This is a genomic window from Aureimonas sp. CAS (genome assembly GCF_059838215.1).
In genome coordinates this window covers 2,446,701-2,459,944 of record NZ_CM187563.1, presented here as the reverse complement: position 1 = coordinate 2,459,944, position 13,244 = coordinate 2,446,701, and the positions used below count along the sequence as shown (strand labels likewise).

Genomic DNA, 13,244 nt, shown 5'->3' with positions numbered 1-13,244 from the left:
ACACACCAACGAAAACGCCGCCGGTGGAGCCGGCGGCGTTTTCGTGTTCGGAAAGGGGACGGGCTAGTTGTTCGGCCCGTCGATGTGCTTGGCGGGTGCCGGATCGGAGGCCGGGAACGTGTCGTCGAGGGCCTCGTCCAGCTCCTCGTCGTCGTCCATCGGCCGCTCCTGCGCTCCCGGCTGCTCCCGTGCGCTCGGATCGGCGACCTGTTCCTTGCCCGGCCGGCCAGCCTCGTCCGCGCTGCCCCGGTCCTTGTTCGCATCCGACATGATTGAAACTCCTTGCATCGTCGCCGCCGTCAACGGCGGGTCGGCACAAGCGTTCCGGGTTTCGTCAGGCAGGCATCCAATCGGGGTCCCGCAGCTGCTCCAGCGTATAGGGACATTCGGCGGGAAAGGTGTCGCGCGGCAGTCCGGTCTCCTTCAAGGCTTCACGCACGGCTTGAGCGTAGACTGATTCGACGATCTGTCTGGCTTGTTCACGAAGAGATGGATTGTCTGCTTCCCGACGCTCGATGTTCCCGCGTTCCCGGACGATCGTAAGGTCCCACGATCTGGAACGACGCGACGTCTGAAACTGCCATTTCAAGAGATGGAAGATCAGCAGCCGGTAGCTTGAACCCAAGGCATGTCGCTGCTCCCGTCCCATGCTCTCCAATTCCTCGATGACGTTCGGCAGATCGACCTCTGAAAACCGGCGCTGACGCAGGAGTTCGGCCTGCTGGAAGAGCCAGGCGTGGACGTCGTCCTCGTAATCGACCGGGGGGTCGAAGAGCGGCTTCTCTTTGGCGAGGCTCATGGCCTTTGCTCCCGTTGCAGGGCCTTCTCGTAGAGTATCGCATCCCCGGGCGAGAAGCAGCAGAGAACGATTCGCTTGAACCCTCCGGCATCGGCGGCGGCCAGAACTTCGCGGGCCGCGATCGCGGCCGCGCGCTCCTTCGGGAAGCCGTAGACGCCCGTCGAGATGGCCGGAAAGGCGATGGTCCGGATGCCGTTCGCGCGCGCCAGCTCCAGCGACGAACGGTAGGCGTTCGCCAAGGCCTCGTCCTCGCCTTTGCCGCCGCCGTGCCAGACGGGGCCGACCGTGTGGATCACGCGGCGCGCCGGCAGCTCGTAGCCGAAGGTGATCCGGGCCTCGCCGGTCGGGCAGCCGCCGATGGTGCGGCACTCTTCCAGCAGCTCCGGTCCGGCGGCGCGGTGGATCGCTCCGTCCACGCCGCCGCCGCCGAGCAGGCTCTCGTTCGCCGCGTTCACGATCGCGTCGAGCGCGAGCGTCGTGATATCCGCGACCTCGATCTCGATCGCGCAGCCGTTCCGTTCGATGTCCATCATGCCGATCTCCCCGTTCGAGGTGGACATGAGCGCTGGCCGAACTTAGTTCAATTCCAGACTGAGGGAACGATCGGGAGGCGGACCCATGGCGATTGCAATGCCCAAGCCGAGCGAGCGCGTGCTTGCCGACCGCGCGGCCATCGTCGCGGCGATGCGCGCCATCGTTCCGGGCGAGGGGGTGGTCGAGAGCGAGCGTCAGATGGCGGTGTTCGAGACCGACGCGCTCACGGCCTATCGCCAGCTCCCGCTCGTCGTGGTTCTGCCCGAGACCGTCCAACAGGTTGCGGCGGTCCTGCGCTACTGTCACGAGAACGAGGTGCCGGTCGTTCCGCGCGGTTCGGGCACGTCGCTGTCCGGCGGCTCGCTGCCGCTCGCGGACGGCGTCCTCCTCGTCCTGTCGAAGTTCAACCGGGTGCTGGAGATCGACCACGACAATCGCTGCGCCGTCGTGCAGCCGGGCGTCACCAATCTCGGGATCACGAAGGCGGTCGAGCACGCCGGCTTCTATTACGCGCCGGACCCGTCCTCGCAGATCGCCTGCTCGATCGGCGGCAACGTCGCGGAGAATTCCGGCGGGGTCCACTGCCTGAAATACGGGTTGACGGCCAACAACGTGCTCGGGGTCGAGTTCGTCACCATCGAAGGCGAGATCATCCGTCTGGGCGGCAAGCATCTCGATTCCGAAGGCTACGACCTCCTCGGTCTGCTGACGGGTTCCGAGGGACTGCTCGGCGTCGTGACGGAGGTGACCGTCCGCATCCTGCAGGCGCCGGAGACGGCCCGCGCCGTGCTGCTCGGCTTTCCGACCTCCGAGCAGGGCGGGCAGTGCGTCGCCGACATCATCGCCAAGGGCATCATTCCGGGCGGGATGGAAATGATGGACCGTTTCGCCATCCAGGCGGCGGAGGACTTCGTCCATGCCGGCTATCCGCTCGACGTCGAGGCGCTCCTGATCGTCGAACTCGACGGGCCGCAGGCCGAAGTCGATCACCTGCTCACCGAGGTGGAGGCCATCGCGCGGGCGAACGGCGCCACCACCTCGCGCGTCTCGAACTCGGATGCCGAGCGGGCGAGCTTCTGGGCCGGGCGCAAGGCGGCTTTCCCGGCGGTCGGGCGCATCGCGGCGGACTATCTGTGCATGGACGGCACGATTCCGCGCAAGGAGCTTCCGCGCGTCCTGGCCGGCATGAAGACGCTGTCGGAGAAATACGGCCTCGCGGTCGCCAACGTCTTCCATGCCGGCGACGGCAATCTCCATCCGCTGATCCTGTACGATGCCGGCAAGGACGACGAACTGCAGCGTGCGGAGGATTTCGGCGCGGACATCCTGCGCCTGTGCGTGGAAGTCGGCGGCGTGCTGACCGGCGAGCACGGGGTCGGCATCGAGAAGCGGGATCTCATGCCCGAGATGTTCGGCGAGGACGATCTACGTCACCAGCAGCGCGTCAAATGCGCCTTCGACGACAAGCACCTGCTCAATCCGGGCAAGATGTTCCCGGTCCTGCATCGCTGCGCCGAGCTCGGCCGGATGCATGTCCACAAGGGCCAGCTGCCCTTTCCCGACCTGCCGAGGTTCTGACCATGTCGAGCCTCGCAGTGCATGCGCCAGCATCCGATCTCCTGACGCCGGCCACGCCGGAGGATCTGCGCGACATCGTCGCGGCGGCGGTTTCCGCCGACGAACCGCTCGCCGTCGAGGGGCACGGCTCGAAGCGCGGTCTCGGGCGTCCGATCCAGGCGGCGCGGACCGTTTCGACGCGCGCCATGGCGGGCATCAACTTCTACGAGCCGGAAGAGCTTGTTCTCTCCGCCAGGGCGGGCACGTCCATCGCCGAGATCGAGGCGCTGGTCGACGAGCGGGGCCAGCGGCTGGAGTTCGAGCCGATGGACTACGGTCCGCTGCACGGGTTGGAGCCGGGCCTCGGCACCATCGGCGGCGTGATCGCCTGCAACCTCTCCGGCCCCCGGCGGCTGAAGCAGGGCGCGGCGCGCGACCACATTCTCGGTCTGGCTGCGGTGTCAGGCCGTGCCGAGATCTTCAAGGCCGGCGGGCGCGTCGTGAAGAACGTCACCGGCTACGACCTCTCGAAAGGGCTGACGGGCTCCTACGGGACGCTCGCGATCATGACGGACGTCACGATCAAGACCATGCCGAAGGCCGAGGCGGAAACGACGCTCATCCTTCGCGGTTTGACCGACGAGGAGGCGATCGGGGCGCTTTCGGCGGCGATGGGCTCTTCGGCCGAAGTGTCGGGCGCGGCCCATCTGCCCTACGGGATCGCGGCCCGTGTCCTCGATGGTCAGCTCGGCCGCGAGGCGGCGACAATCGTGCGCCTGGAAGGCTTCGGCCCCTCGGTCGAGGCGCGCTCCGCCTATCTCGGGCAGGCGCTTTCGAAGGTCGGACGCATGGAGCGGCTGGAGGCGGACGCCTCCCGGTCGCTGTGGAAGGACGTGCGCGACGTGCGACCCTTCTGGGACGAGCCGAAGCGGTCCGTCTGGCGCGTCTCGGTCGCGCCCACGAAGGGCCCCGACTTCGCCAATGCCGTGCGCATGGGATGCGCCGCCGAAGCCTTCTACGATTGGCAGGGCGGGCTCGTCTGGCTGCGGGTCGAGGAGGGCACGCAGGCCGACAGCATCAGGGCCCTCGTCGCGCGTCTGGGGGGCGGTCACGCGACGCTGGTGCGCGCGTCCGAAAGCGAGCGCGCCGCAACGCCCGTCTTCCATCCGCAGCCCGCGCCGCTCGCGGCCCTGTCCCGGCGCCTGAAGGATCAGTTCGACCCCTCCGGCATCCTCAATCCGGGCCGGATGGGTGTTGCGAGTGAGGGGAACCGAGCCTAGATTGGGTAGAGTTCTCGATTTGGGTAGTATCCTTTGAATCAGACCCTGAAAGTGTATGGCGGCGGCAAGATCGCCATCCCGGCCAACTATCGGCGCGCGCTCGGAATTGCCGAGGGCGATACGGTCGTCATGGAGCTCGAGGGCTCGGAGCTGCGGATTCGTCCGACTGCCGCCGTGGTACGAGAAGTGCAGGATCTCGTTCGCCGCTACGTGCCCGAGGGCCGGTCGCTCGTGGACGAACTGATCGCCGAGCGCCGCGCCGAAGCGATCCGGGACTGAGATGCGCGTTCTCGACGCTTCCGCGTTGCTGGCGCTGCTTCTGGACGAGCCGGGTTCGGACCGGGTCCAAGGGATGCTCCCGGAGGTCGCCGTCAGTGCGGTCAATCTGTCGGAGGTTGCCGCGAAACTCTGCGACCATGGCGTGCCGTCGCGCGAGGCCGAGCGGATTCTCGGCAAGCTGGGACTGCGCATCGAGCCCTTCACGGAGAAGCTCGCCTTCGAGGCGGCAGGGCTTCGCCGAGCGACGCGACCCGCCGGACTGTCCCTCGGCGATCGCGCCTGTCTGGCGACCGCGCGGGAGCTGTCGGTGTCGGCCGTGACGGCAGACCGGGCTTGGGCAGCGCTTTCCGATGCGCTCGAGGTCGATGTCGAATTGATACGTTAGGCTTGGCCGGCGGGAGGACTTTCCATGCAGACCCATTTCTCGCCCGCCCAGCTGGCCGATCCGGAGACCGCGCATTCGGAGGGCATCATCCGCAAATGCGTGCATTGCGGGTTCTGCACGGCGACTTGCCCGACCTATGTGACGCTCGGCAACGAGCTCGATTCCCCGCGCGGGCGCATCTACCTCGTCAAGGAGATGCTGGAGAACGACCGGCCGGCGGACGCGAAGGTCGTCAAGCACATCGACCGCTGTCTCTCCTGCCTCGCCTGCATGACGACGTGCCCGTCCGGCGTGAACTACATGCACCTCGTCGATCATGCGCGCACCCATATCGAGCGGACCTATCGCCGGCCGCTGATCGACCGGCTGATCCGCTCGCTTCTCGCCGCGACGCTGCCCTATCCTTCGAGGTTCCGGGCCAGTCTCACGCTCGCCAAGCTCGGCCGCCCCTTCGCGGGGCTCCTGGCGTCGATCAAGCCGTTGAAGCCGCTGGCCGCCATGCTTCGGCTCGCGCCCAATGCGGTCGCGGCGGACTCGTCCGTGAACCGTCCGGCGACCCATGCGGCCAGGGGCGAACGGCGCAAGCGCGTCGCGCTCCTTCGCGGCTGCGCCCAGTCCGTGCTCGACCCGAGGATCAACGAGGCGACGGTGCGGCTGCTCACGCGCCTCGGCGTCGAGGTGGTCGTGCCGGAGGGGGAGGGCTGCTGCGGCGCGCTCGTCCACCACATGGGCAAGGAGGACCGCGCGCTGGCCTCGGCTCGCAACAATGTCGATGTCTGGACGCGCGAGATCGATGAAGGCGGGCTCGATGCCATCGTCATCACCGCGTCGGGCTGCGGCACGACGATCAAGGACTACGGCCACATGCTGCGGCTGGACGAAGCCTATGCCGCCAAGGCCGCACGGGTTTCCGCGCTCGCCAAGGACGTGACGGAGGTTCTCTCCGATCTCGATCTTCCGCTGCCGGCCAACCCCGGCAACGCCGTCGTCGCCTATCACTCCGCCTGTTCGATGCAGCACGGACAGAAGATCACCGCCAAGCCGAAGATTTTGCTCGCGCAGGCCGGCTTCACCGTGCGCGACGTGCCGGAGGGGCATCTGTGCTGCGGCTCGGCCGGCACCTACAACATCCTGCAACCGGAGATCGCCGGGCGTCTCCGGGACCGGAAGGTTCGGAACATCGAGAGCGTCGCGCCCCAGGTCATCGCCACGGGCAATATCGGCTGCATGACGCAGATCGGATCGGGAACGACCCTTCCGATCGTTCATACCGTCGAACTGCTCGACTGGGCGTTCGGGGGCGAGCGCCCGGCGTCGCTGTCCCATATCGAGGCGGCCGTCCCGGTGCTCGAGGCGGCCGAATAGGCGTTTCCCGTTCCCAAACGAAGAGGGCCCGCCGAAGCGGGCCCTCTCATGTCTCGTTCGAGCGTCGGCCGTCTACTGGACGCGCGAGCCGAACAGTGCGCCGAGAAGGGTCGGGCGCTCCGCCCCAGCCGAGCGCACGGTGCCGGTCTCGACGAGGACGCGGTTGACGTCCTGCCTGGCGCCGAGGACGACGACCTTCGTGCCGCGGTTCACGCGGGAATAAAGGTGCTCGACATCCTCGTTCATCATGCGGATGCAGCCGGAGGACATCTCCTGGCCGATCGTCCAGGGCTGGTTGGTGCCGTGGATGCGGTAGAGCGTGTCGCGGCCACCCTGGTAGAGATAGAGGGCGCGCGCTCCGAGCGGGTTCTCCGGACCGCCGGCCATGTAGGCGGGCAGGATGCGGCCCTTGGCGGCTTCGCGGCGGCGCATCTCGGCCGGCGGCGTCCAGCCCGGCCACTCCGCCTTGCGGTTCACCGTCGCCGTACCGGACCAGCCGAAGCCTTCCTTGCCGACGCCGACGCCGTAACGAACCGCCGTGCCGTCGCCTTGCACGTGGTAGAGGAACTTGTTGCGCGTATCCACGACGATCGTCCCCGGCCGCTCACGCGTCGAGACGGTAACCACGCGCCGGTCGAAGCGCGCGTCCGGGCGCGGCATCGCCGCGGCGCCGGCCTGACCCCGCTGCATGCGGTAGACCCGCTGCGGCTGGTTCTGCTGACCCTCGACCCAGCGCTGACTTCCGAAGTCGTAATAGCGGGTCTGCTGGGCTTCGGCGGTCTGCACGCTCGCGACGCCGATCACGCCGGCCACGAGGGCGGCGGCCATCATCCTGATCGTCATGGGTTCCAACCTTTTCGGTTTTCACGGACGGCCAAGCCGCCCCTCCAGCTCATTGTGGGAGAAATGACCGAGCGGCCCTTCCGGTTGCACGCCCTCGTCACCTTCCTGCCATAAAGTGAACGCGGCCTTGGTGAGCCTAGATCACCACCACCTTCGCCCCGACGGGCACGCGGCCGTAGAGATCGATCACGTCCTCGTTGCGCATGCGGATGCAGCCCGACGAGACGGCGGTCCCGATCGTCCAGGGCTGGTTCGTCCCGTGGATGCGGTAGAGCGTCGAACCGAGATAGAGTGCGCGGGCGCCGAGCGGGTTCTCCGGCCCGCCTGGCATGTGGGCCGGCAGGATCACGCCCTTGGCGCGCTCTCGCGCGATCATCTCGCGCGGCGGCGTCCAGCCCGGCCATTCCGCCTTGCGCGTCACGCGTTCGGTGCCGCGCCAGGAAAAACCCTCCTTGCCCACGCCGACGCCGTAGCGCATCGCCTGCCCGTCGCGGCCGACGAGATAGAGGAACTTCGCGCGCGTATCGATCACGATCGTACCCGGCGCATGGGCGCTCCGGTACTGGACCGTCTGCGGCAGCCAGACGGGGTCGAGCGTGTGGCCGGGATGGACGGCGACCGCGCGCCGGGCGGGCGCGGGGGCCGGATGGACAGGCACCACCATCTGCGCGGGCGGCACGACGCGGTGCTCGATGACCGGCCGGGCATGGGCGGAGGGGTGCGGCGCCACGATGACGACCGTCGGCGGGCGTGGCGTCAATCCGCCCATCGGATGGACCAGACCGTCCGGCCCGACGACGCCGATCGGGATGTTGCCCTCGAAGACGACCTGTCCGTAGGAGCGCGGCACGCCGCCGCGATACTCGACCGCGACGCCGGCCGAGGGGGAGAGCTGCAGCACCCGGTCGCCGGCCAGCGAGCGGGGCAGGGGCGCGTAGTTCACATCGCGCGCCATGCTCTGCGCCGGCAGCGACAGGGCGGCGGCGAGCGCCAGAAAGGGAAGGGCGGAGCGGACCATGGCGTCCTCGAAAGACATTTCGCTTGGCGTCGAGGATGAACGGCGCGCGGCGAGGAATGGTGAAGGCGAACAGCGCCTTGGCCGGGATCTTTGCGGATAGGGTTAAGAGGCGGTTGCCGATCGTCCTTGCCAAAGCGTTTGCGCCGCGCCAGACGTGGAACATGGGAACGGACGGCATCACCCTCGGATCGGACGGCAGGTCGCGTTGCGCCTGGGCCGGTTCCGACGAACTGTACCAACGCTATCACGACAGCGAGTGGGGGCGCCCGCAGGGGGACGGCCGCGCCCTGTTCGAGAAGCTCTGCCTCGAAGGGTTCCAGGCGGGGCTCTCCTGGATCACGATCCTTCGAAAGCGCGAGGCGTTCCGGCGTCATTTCGAAGGTTTCGAGATCGACCGCGTGGCCGAGTTCGGCGAGCCGGAGATCGAACGGATGCTGGCCGATCCGGGCATCATCCGCCACCGGGGCAAGATCGAGGCCGCGATCGGAAACGCCAAAGCGGTGCGCGCGCTGGAGCAGCGGGAGGGACGGTCCTTCGCCGCGTTCCTGTGGAGCTTCGAGCCGCCGGAAGAAGAGCGTCCCGAGCGCGTCACGCTCGACTGGGTCCGCGCCAACACCGTGACCCCGGCCTCGTCCGCGCTGTCGAAGGCGCTGCGCAAGGCCGGTTTCCGCTTCGTCGGCCCGACGACCTGCCACGCCTTCATGGAGGCGATGGGTTTCGTCAACGACCACATGGAAGGCTGCGCGTGCCGCGCGCCCTGCGAGGCCGAGCGAAAGGCGTTCGCGCGACCGCGATAGGCGAAGCGACGACGCCTCGCCTTCTCCCGGAACGGGAGAAGGCGAGGCAGGGGGGATGAGGGCTTCGAAGGGCGCTACCGCCTGTCCTTGGCGTTCTTCTCCCCTGCGGGGAGAAGTGCCGGCAGGCGATGAGGGGCGGCGAAGCCGAACGGCTTCGACGACTGCGCTCTCAGATGCCCTCACCCGGCTGCTCGCTCGCGCTCGCATCCACCCTCTCCCGCAAGCGGGAGAGGAATGGCGCCTCTTCTTTCCCCGCTTACAGACGGATTTCGAGCACGCGAGGCGACGAAGCCTCGCCTTCTCCCGTTCCGGGAGAAGGTCCCGGCAGGGGGATGAGCAACTATGTCGTTGGGACGGTTTGCGCGGTCCATGGCTGCTGTCTTTGCAGGACCAGATTGGCGGCCTCGATGAGCTTTCGCATGACGGCGACGATGGCGACCTTCGGAGGCTTTGCGGCCTGGATCAGTCTCTCGGCGAAGGCCTTGAAGCCGGGGTCGCAGCGCTTGGCGGCGATGGCGGCGAGATAGAGCATCCGGCGCGGACGGGCCCGGCCGCCGCCGATGACGCTTCGGCCCCTCCATTGCCCCGACTGCCGGTCGAGCGGAGCCACGCCGAGCAGGGCGGCCGGTTGACCGCGCCGCATGGCGCCGAGCTCGGGCATGCGGATCAGCAGGCTGGCGGCCACGATCGGCCCGACGCCCGGCAGGGACAACAGCAGGCGGTAGCGCGTCAGAAGATCGGGGCGGGCCTTGATCCGGGCGAGGATATCGCTCGCCAGCCTGACCTTGAGACGCGAAAGGCTCCCGATTTCCTGGCCCAGCCTTTCGACGAGGTCGGGCAGATCGACATGCTCCATGAAGGTCTTCAGGTCGGCGACCTTGTCGGTGATGTGCTCATAGGCGGTCAGGCGTTGTGCCAACTCGACCAGGAGCGGGTCCCGAGCGGCCCGGACCGTCTCGACCTGAACCGTCGCCGCCGCGATCAGGACCGCGTCCAGCCGATCGGTCTTGGCCTTCCAGCGCTTGAGCCGCGCAAACAGCCGAACCTCCAGCGGCTGATGGACGATCACCTGAACGCCCTCGGCTTCCAGTCTCGAGCGGGCCGTCCGCTCGTAGCCGGCCGTCGCCTCCAGCCCCGCGCGGACCACGCCCTCTTCGGCCAGCCAGACCGCAAGCCCTGTCAGGCCCGCCTCGTCATTGGCAAACCGGCGCGTCCCGTCCCGGCCGTGGATCGCCACGTCCAGCCAGAACTTCCCCACATCGATTCCGGCGACTTTCGTGTTACGCTGTGCCCGTTCCATCGACCCATCCTTGTGGCTTCGGACCCGTTCGTCCCTGCAACCATCCGGGTCATGAAACGTCGGCGGCGGCCCTGCTCATCCTCAGCGCTCGACGCTCAGGGCTTATCGGCCCCTCCGCCAACAGCCCGCTTGGCGTTGGAGCGCCAAGCGGGCGTCCCGGAAGACAGAAACAGCTTACAACATCCAGGCACAGACAAGGGCTTCGAAGGGCGCGACCTCCGACATCCTCATCGCCACCGGACCCATTCCAAAACTTGCCGCAAAACGGCCCATCCGGTAGGACGCGCGGACGATTGTCCGCTTCGTCCTGCCGCCTTTCGCGCAGGACCGTCGACCCAGCGATAGGCGTGCCGCTCCCCATGGCCGAGAAGATCAAGAAGAAGCCGAACCGCGTCGTGGCGCGGGCCCCGCGCGGGTTCGTGGACCGCGACGCCGCCGATCTGCGCGCGCAAGGCAGGATGCTGGAGACGATCCGCCGGGTCTACGAGACCTACGGGTTCGAACCGGTCGAGACGCCCTTCTTCGAGTACACCGACGCGCTCGGCAAGTTCCTGCCCGACTCGGACCGCCCGAACGAGGGGGTCTTCTCGCTGGAGGACGACGACGAGCAGTGGCTGAGCCTGCGCTACGACCTGACGGCGCCGCTGGCGCGCTACGTCGCGCAGAACTTCGAGGATCTGCCCAAGCCCTACCGCTCCTATCGGGCCGGGTACGTCTTCCGCAACGAGAAGCCCGGGCCGGGCCGCTTCCGCCAGTTCATGCAGTTCGACGCCGACATCGTCGGGGCGCCGAACGTCTCGGCCGATGCCGAGATGGCCATGATGATGGCCGACACGATGGAGGCGCTGGGGATCGAGCGCGGCCAGTACGTGATCCGGGTGAACGACCGGAAGGTTCTGGATGCCCTTCTCGACGCGGTCGGCCTGAAGGGCGATGTCGAGCGCCGGCTCACCGTTCTTCGAGCGCTCGACAAGTTCGACAAGTTCGGGCTCGAAGGCGTCGTCCTGTTGCTCGGAGCCGGCCGCAAGGACGAGAGCGGAGACTACACGAAGGGCGCGGGGCTGACGCCCGAGCAGATCGACCTCCTCGTCAAGACGATCGGCTGGGGCGAGGCGGGTTCGGGCGTTGCGAGCCCGCAGCCGCAGGGCGATGGCCCGACGATCATGAATCTCGGTGACGCCCTTGACGCGGCGGGCGTCTCGCGGGAGGGCGCCGACGAACTGCTCGCGATCCATTCGATGGTCGAGGCGGCGGGCTACGCGGACGGGCGCGTCCAAATCGACCCCTCCGTCGTGCGCGGCCTCGAATACTACACCGGCCCGGTCTTCGAGGCGGAACTTCTCTTCGACGTCGTCAACGAGAAGGGCGAGAAGGTCCGCTTCGGCTCCGTCGGCGGCGGCGGGCGCTATGACGGCCTCGTCTCGCGCTTCCTGTCGACGCCGGTTCCCGCGACCGGCTTCTCGATCGGCGTCTCGCGCCTCCAGGCCGCGCTGAAGAATCTCGGGCGCCTGTCGGACGAGGGCTCTGTCGGCCCCGTCGTCGTCACCGTCATGGATCGCGACCGCATGGCCGATTATCAGGCGATGGCGGCCAAGCTCCGCGCCGCGCTGAACGCGCCCGGCCGGCCCATCGTCCCCGTCGAGGTCTTCCAGGGCAATCCGAAGCAGTTCGGCAAGCAGCTGCAATATGCCGACCGGCGAAACAGCCCGGTCGTCGTCATCCAGGGCGGCGACGAGAAGGAGGCCGGCAAGGTCCAGGTGAAGGACATGGCGGCGGGCGCCGAGGCCTCCGAGGGCGTCGAGGACAACGCCGAATGGCGCGCCATGCGCGCGGGGCAGGAGCTGGTGGACTACACGCCCGAGGCGCCGGAGCATCTGATCGAGCGCGTGCGCGCGATCCTCGACCGGAGGTCCGAGGCGTGAGCGCCGTGCCGGTCTTCGGCGAAGAGCTCGGCGCCTTCTTCGAGGCGGCGGGCACGCAGATCGTCGACGTGCCGATCCTCCAGCCGTCCGAGCCCTATCTCGACACGGCGGGCGAAGCCCTTCGCCGCCGCATCTTCCTGACGCGGGGCGACGGCGGCAAGTCGCTGTGTCTGCGGCCGGACTTCACCATTCCCGTCGCGCTCGCCCACATCGAGAACGGCCAGAGCCTGCCGCGACGCTACGCCTATCGCGGCCTCGTCTTCCGGCAGGATCGCGACGGACCCGCCGAGTTTCAGCAGGCCGGCATCGAGGATCTGGGCACCGAGAACCTCGCGGCCGCCGACGCCGCCTCCATCGCCGACGCCGCGAAGGCTCTGCGGGCCTGCGGCATCGAGCCGGCCTCGCTCGACGCGGTGATCGGCGATCAGGCGCTGTTCGAAGCCTTCCTGCGCACGCTCGGATTGCCGGCCGGCTGGCAGCGGCGCCTCGTGCGCACCTTCGGCAACGACAAGCTCCTGCGCGAAGCCATGGAAGCGCTGCGGCGCGGCGGGCAGGCGCCGGCCTCGATCGACCCGGATCTCGTCGAGATCGCGCGGGCGCGCGACATCGACCAGCTCGCGGCCGAGATCGCCGACCGGATGGAGGAGGGCGGTCTGCCGCCCAATCGCGGCCGCTCGCCGCTGGAGGTCGCGCTGCGGCTGATCGAGAAGGTCGAGGCCGCCGAGGCCCGGCTCGACGAGGCGCTGCTCGACCGCCTGACGCGCTTCCTCTCCATCGACGTGCCGCTCGATCGGGCAGCCGAGGCGCTGGGCTCCACGGGCACCGAGCTCGGCGCTGCGAAGGCGCTGTTCGAGGCCCGGCTGGAGGCGCTGTCGCAGGCCGATGTCGATCTGTCGGCGGTGCGCTACCGGGCCGCCTTCGGGCGCCCGCTCGACTACTACACCGGCATGGTCTTCGAGATGAACGCGCCCGGCATCGGCACGCTCGCCGGCGGTGGGCGCTACGACCGGCTCGTCTCCTATCTGGGGGCCGACCGGCCCATCCCGGCCGTCGGCTTCTCGCTCTGGCTCGACCGGATCGCCCGCGCTACGGCATCGGTTTCCGGGAAAGCCTGATGCGTGGATTCAATGAGATAGAGCGACCCTTGTGCGTCCGAGAGAACGCA

14 protein-coding genes are annotated in these 13,244 nt (G+C 68.3%); 8 read left to right on the top strand and 6 right to left on the bottom strand.

Going from position 1 to position 13,244, the window contains the following annotated elements; all coding sequences use genetic code 11:
• Nucleotides 1-63: 63 nt before the first annotated feature.
• The 3 genes from AC6R2M_RS11830 to AC6R2M_RS11820 form a co-directional block, all read right to left on the bottom strand.
• Nucleotides 64-270: a hypothetical protein gene (locus AC6R2M_RS11830; RefSeq protein ID WP_500482364.1), complete on the bottom strand. Its 207-nt coding sequence runs from the start codon at nucleotides 268-270 to the stop codon at nucleotides 64-66.
• A 64-nt stretch (nucleotides 271-334) separates the two neighbouring features.
• Entirely contained in the window at nucleotides 335-799 is a 465-nt protein-coding gene (locus AC6R2M_RS11825) for a DUF29 domain-containing protein (protein ID WP_500482363.1), read from the bottom strand.
• Nucleotides 796-1,359 carry an O-acetyl-ADP-ribose deacetylase gene (locus AC6R2M_RS11820; protein ID WP_500482361.1) on the bottom strand — a complete coding sequence of 188 codons (564 nt, stop codon included), beginning with the start codon at nucleotides 1,357-1,359 and terminating at the stop codon, nucleotides 796-798. Before AC6R2M_RS11820 ends, AC6R2M_RS11825 begins: the two co-directional genes overlap by 4 nt.
• Nucleotides 1,360-1,417: 58 nt before the next feature.
• Here AC6R2M_RS11820 and AC6R2M_RS11815 point away from each other — a divergent pair, with 58 nt between their 5' ends.
• Genes AC6R2M_RS11815 through glcF form a run of 5 tightly spaced genes read left to right on the top strand, consistent with a single transcriptional unit; the run spans nucleotide 1,418 to nucleotide 6,199 of the window.
• Nucleotides 1,418-2,911 (top strand): FAD-linked oxidase C-terminal domain-containing protein, encoded by a 1,494-nt coding sequence (locus AC6R2M_RS11815; protein ID WP_500482359.1) that lies wholly within the window; start codon nucleotides 1,418-1,420, stop codon nucleotides 2,909-2,911.
• A gap of 2 nt (nucleotides 2,912-2,913) precedes the next feature.
• Entirely contained in the window at nucleotides 2,914-4,170 is a 1,257-nt protein-coding gene (gene glcE / locus AC6R2M_RS11810; protein ID WP_500482357.1) for a glycolate oxidase subunit GlcE, read from the top strand.
• 33 nt (nucleotides 4,171-4,203) lie between these two features.
• The gene (locus AC6R2M_RS11805) at nucleotides 4,204-4,449 is read left to right on the top strand and encodes an AbrB/MazE/SpoVT family DNA-binding domain-containing protein (RefSeq protein WP_500482355.1); all 246 of its coding nucleotides are present in this window, start codon (nucleotides 4,204-4,206) and stop codon (nucleotides 4,447-4,449) included.
• Between the two features lies 1 nt (nucleotide 4,450).
• Nucleotides 4,451-4,834, top strand: coding sequence for a type II toxin-antitoxin system VapC family toxin (locus AC6R2M_RS11800; RefSeq protein WP_500482353.1), 384 nt, complete (start codon nucleotides 4,451-4,453; stop codon nucleotides 4,832-4,834).
• A gap of 24 nt (nucleotides 4,835-4,858) precedes the next feature.
• Nucleotides 4,859-6,199, top strand: coding sequence for a glycolate oxidase subunit GlcF (glcF, locus tag AC6R2M_RS11795; protein WP_500482351.1), 1,341 nt, complete (start codon nucleotides 4,859-4,861; stop codon nucleotides 6,197-6,199).
• A 72-nt stretch (nucleotides 6,200-6,271) separates the two neighbouring features.
• Here glcF and AC6R2M_RS11790 read toward each other — a convergent pair whose 3' ends face one another.
• Nucleotides 6,272-6,889, bottom strand: coding sequence for a L,D-transpeptidase (locus AC6R2M_RS11790; protein WP_500487577.1), 618 nt, complete (start codon nucleotides 6,887-6,889; stop codon nucleotides 6,272-6,274).
• A gap of 289 nt (nucleotides 6,890-7,178) precedes the next feature.
• A complete protein-coding gene (locus AC6R2M_RS11785; protein WP_500482349.1) occupies nucleotides 7,179-8,060 on the bottom strand; it encodes a L,D-transpeptidase in 882 nt (293 codons plus the stop codon).
• Nucleotides 8,061-8,221: 161 nt separating this feature from the next.
• Between AC6R2M_RS11785 and AC6R2M_RS11780 the strand changes: the two genes are divergently transcribed.
• On the top strand, nucleotides 8,222-8,857 hold the full coding sequence (locus AC6R2M_RS11780; protein WP_500482347.1) for a DNA-3-methyladenine glycosylase I: 636 nt from the start codon (nucleotides 8,222-8,224) through the stop codon (nucleotides 8,855-8,857).
• Between the two features lie 340 nt (nucleotides 8,858-9,197).
• Here the strand turns inward: AC6R2M_RS11780 and AC6R2M_RS11775 are convergent, their stop codons facing one another.
• Nucleotides 9,198-10,157 carry an IS110 family RNA-guided transposase gene (locus AC6R2M_RS11775; RefSeq protein ID WP_500482345.1) on the bottom strand — a complete coding sequence of 320 codons (960 nt, stop codon included), beginning with the start codon at nucleotides 10,155-10,157 and terminating at the stop codon, nucleotides 9,198-9,200.
• A 359-nt stretch (nucleotides 10,158-10,516) separates the two neighbouring features.
• On the opposite strand from AC6R2M_RS11775, the gene hisS reads away from it, so the two are divergent.
• Together hisS and AC6R2M_RS11765 are read left to right on the top strand one after the other, a co-directional pair.
• A complete protein-coding gene (gene hisS, locus AC6R2M_RS11770) occupies nucleotides 10,517-12,079 on the top strand; it encodes a histidine--tRNA ligase (RefSeq protein ID WP_500482343.1) in 1,563 nt (520 codons plus the stop codon).
• Nucleotides 12,076-13,194, top strand: coding sequence for an ATP phosphoribosyltransferase regulatory subunit (locus AC6R2M_RS11765; RefSeq protein WP_500482341.1), 1,119 nt, complete (start codon nucleotides 12,076-12,078; stop codon nucleotides 13,192-13,194). The genes hisS and AC6R2M_RS11765 overlap by 4 nt, the downstream gene beginning before the upstream one ends.
• The last annotated feature ends 50 nt before the right edge of the window (nucleotides 13,195-13,244 follow it).

Coding starts and splice junctions, on each gene's coding strand:
- AC6R2M_RS11820 (WP_500482361.1), bottom strand. CDS start 1,359: ATGTCCACCTCGAACGGGGAGATCGGCATGATGGACATCGAACGGAAC.
- AC6R2M_RS11800 (WP_500482353.1), top strand. CDS start 4,451: ATGCGCGTTCTCGACGCTTCCGCGTTGCTGGCGCTGCTTCTGGACGAG.
- AC6R2M_RS11825 (WP_500482363.1), bottom strand. CDS start 799: ATGAGCCTCGCCAAAGAGAAGCCGCTCTTCGACCCCCCGGTCGATTAC.
- hisS (WP_500482343.1), top strand. CDS start 10,517: ATGGCCGAGAAGATCAAGAAGAAGCCGAACCGCGTCGTGGCGCGGGCC.
- glcE (WP_500482357.1), top strand. CDS start 2,914: ATGTCGAGCCTCGCAGTGCATGCGCCAGCATCCGATCTCCTGACGCCG.
- AC6R2M_RS11830 (WP_500482364.1), bottom strand. CDS start 270: ATGTCGGATGCGAACAAGGACCGGGGCAGCGCGGACGAGGCTGGCCGG.
- AC6R2M_RS11775 (WP_500482345.1), bottom strand. CDS start 10,157: ATGGAACGGGCACAGCGTAACACGAAAGTCGCCGGAATCGATGTGGGG.
- AC6R2M_RS11785 (WP_500482349.1), bottom strand. CDS start 8,060: ATGGTCCGCTCCGCCCTTCCCTTTCTGGCGCTCGCCGCCGCCCTGTCG.
- AC6R2M_RS11780 (WP_500482347.1), top strand. CDS start 8,222: ATGGGAACGGACGGCATCACCCTCGGATCGGACGGCAGGTCGCGTTGC.
- AC6R2M_RS11790 (WP_500487577.1), bottom strand. CDS start 6,889: ATGCAGCGGGGTCAGGCCGGCGCCGCGGCGATGCCGCGCCCGGACGCG.
- AC6R2M_RS11815 (WP_500482359.1), top strand. CDS start 1,418: ATGGCGATTGCAATGCCCAAGCCGAGCGAGCGCGTGCTTGCCGACCGC.
- glcF (WP_500482351.1), top strand. CDS start 4,859: ATGCAGACCCATTTCTCGCCCGCCCAGCTGGCCGATCCGGAGACCGCG.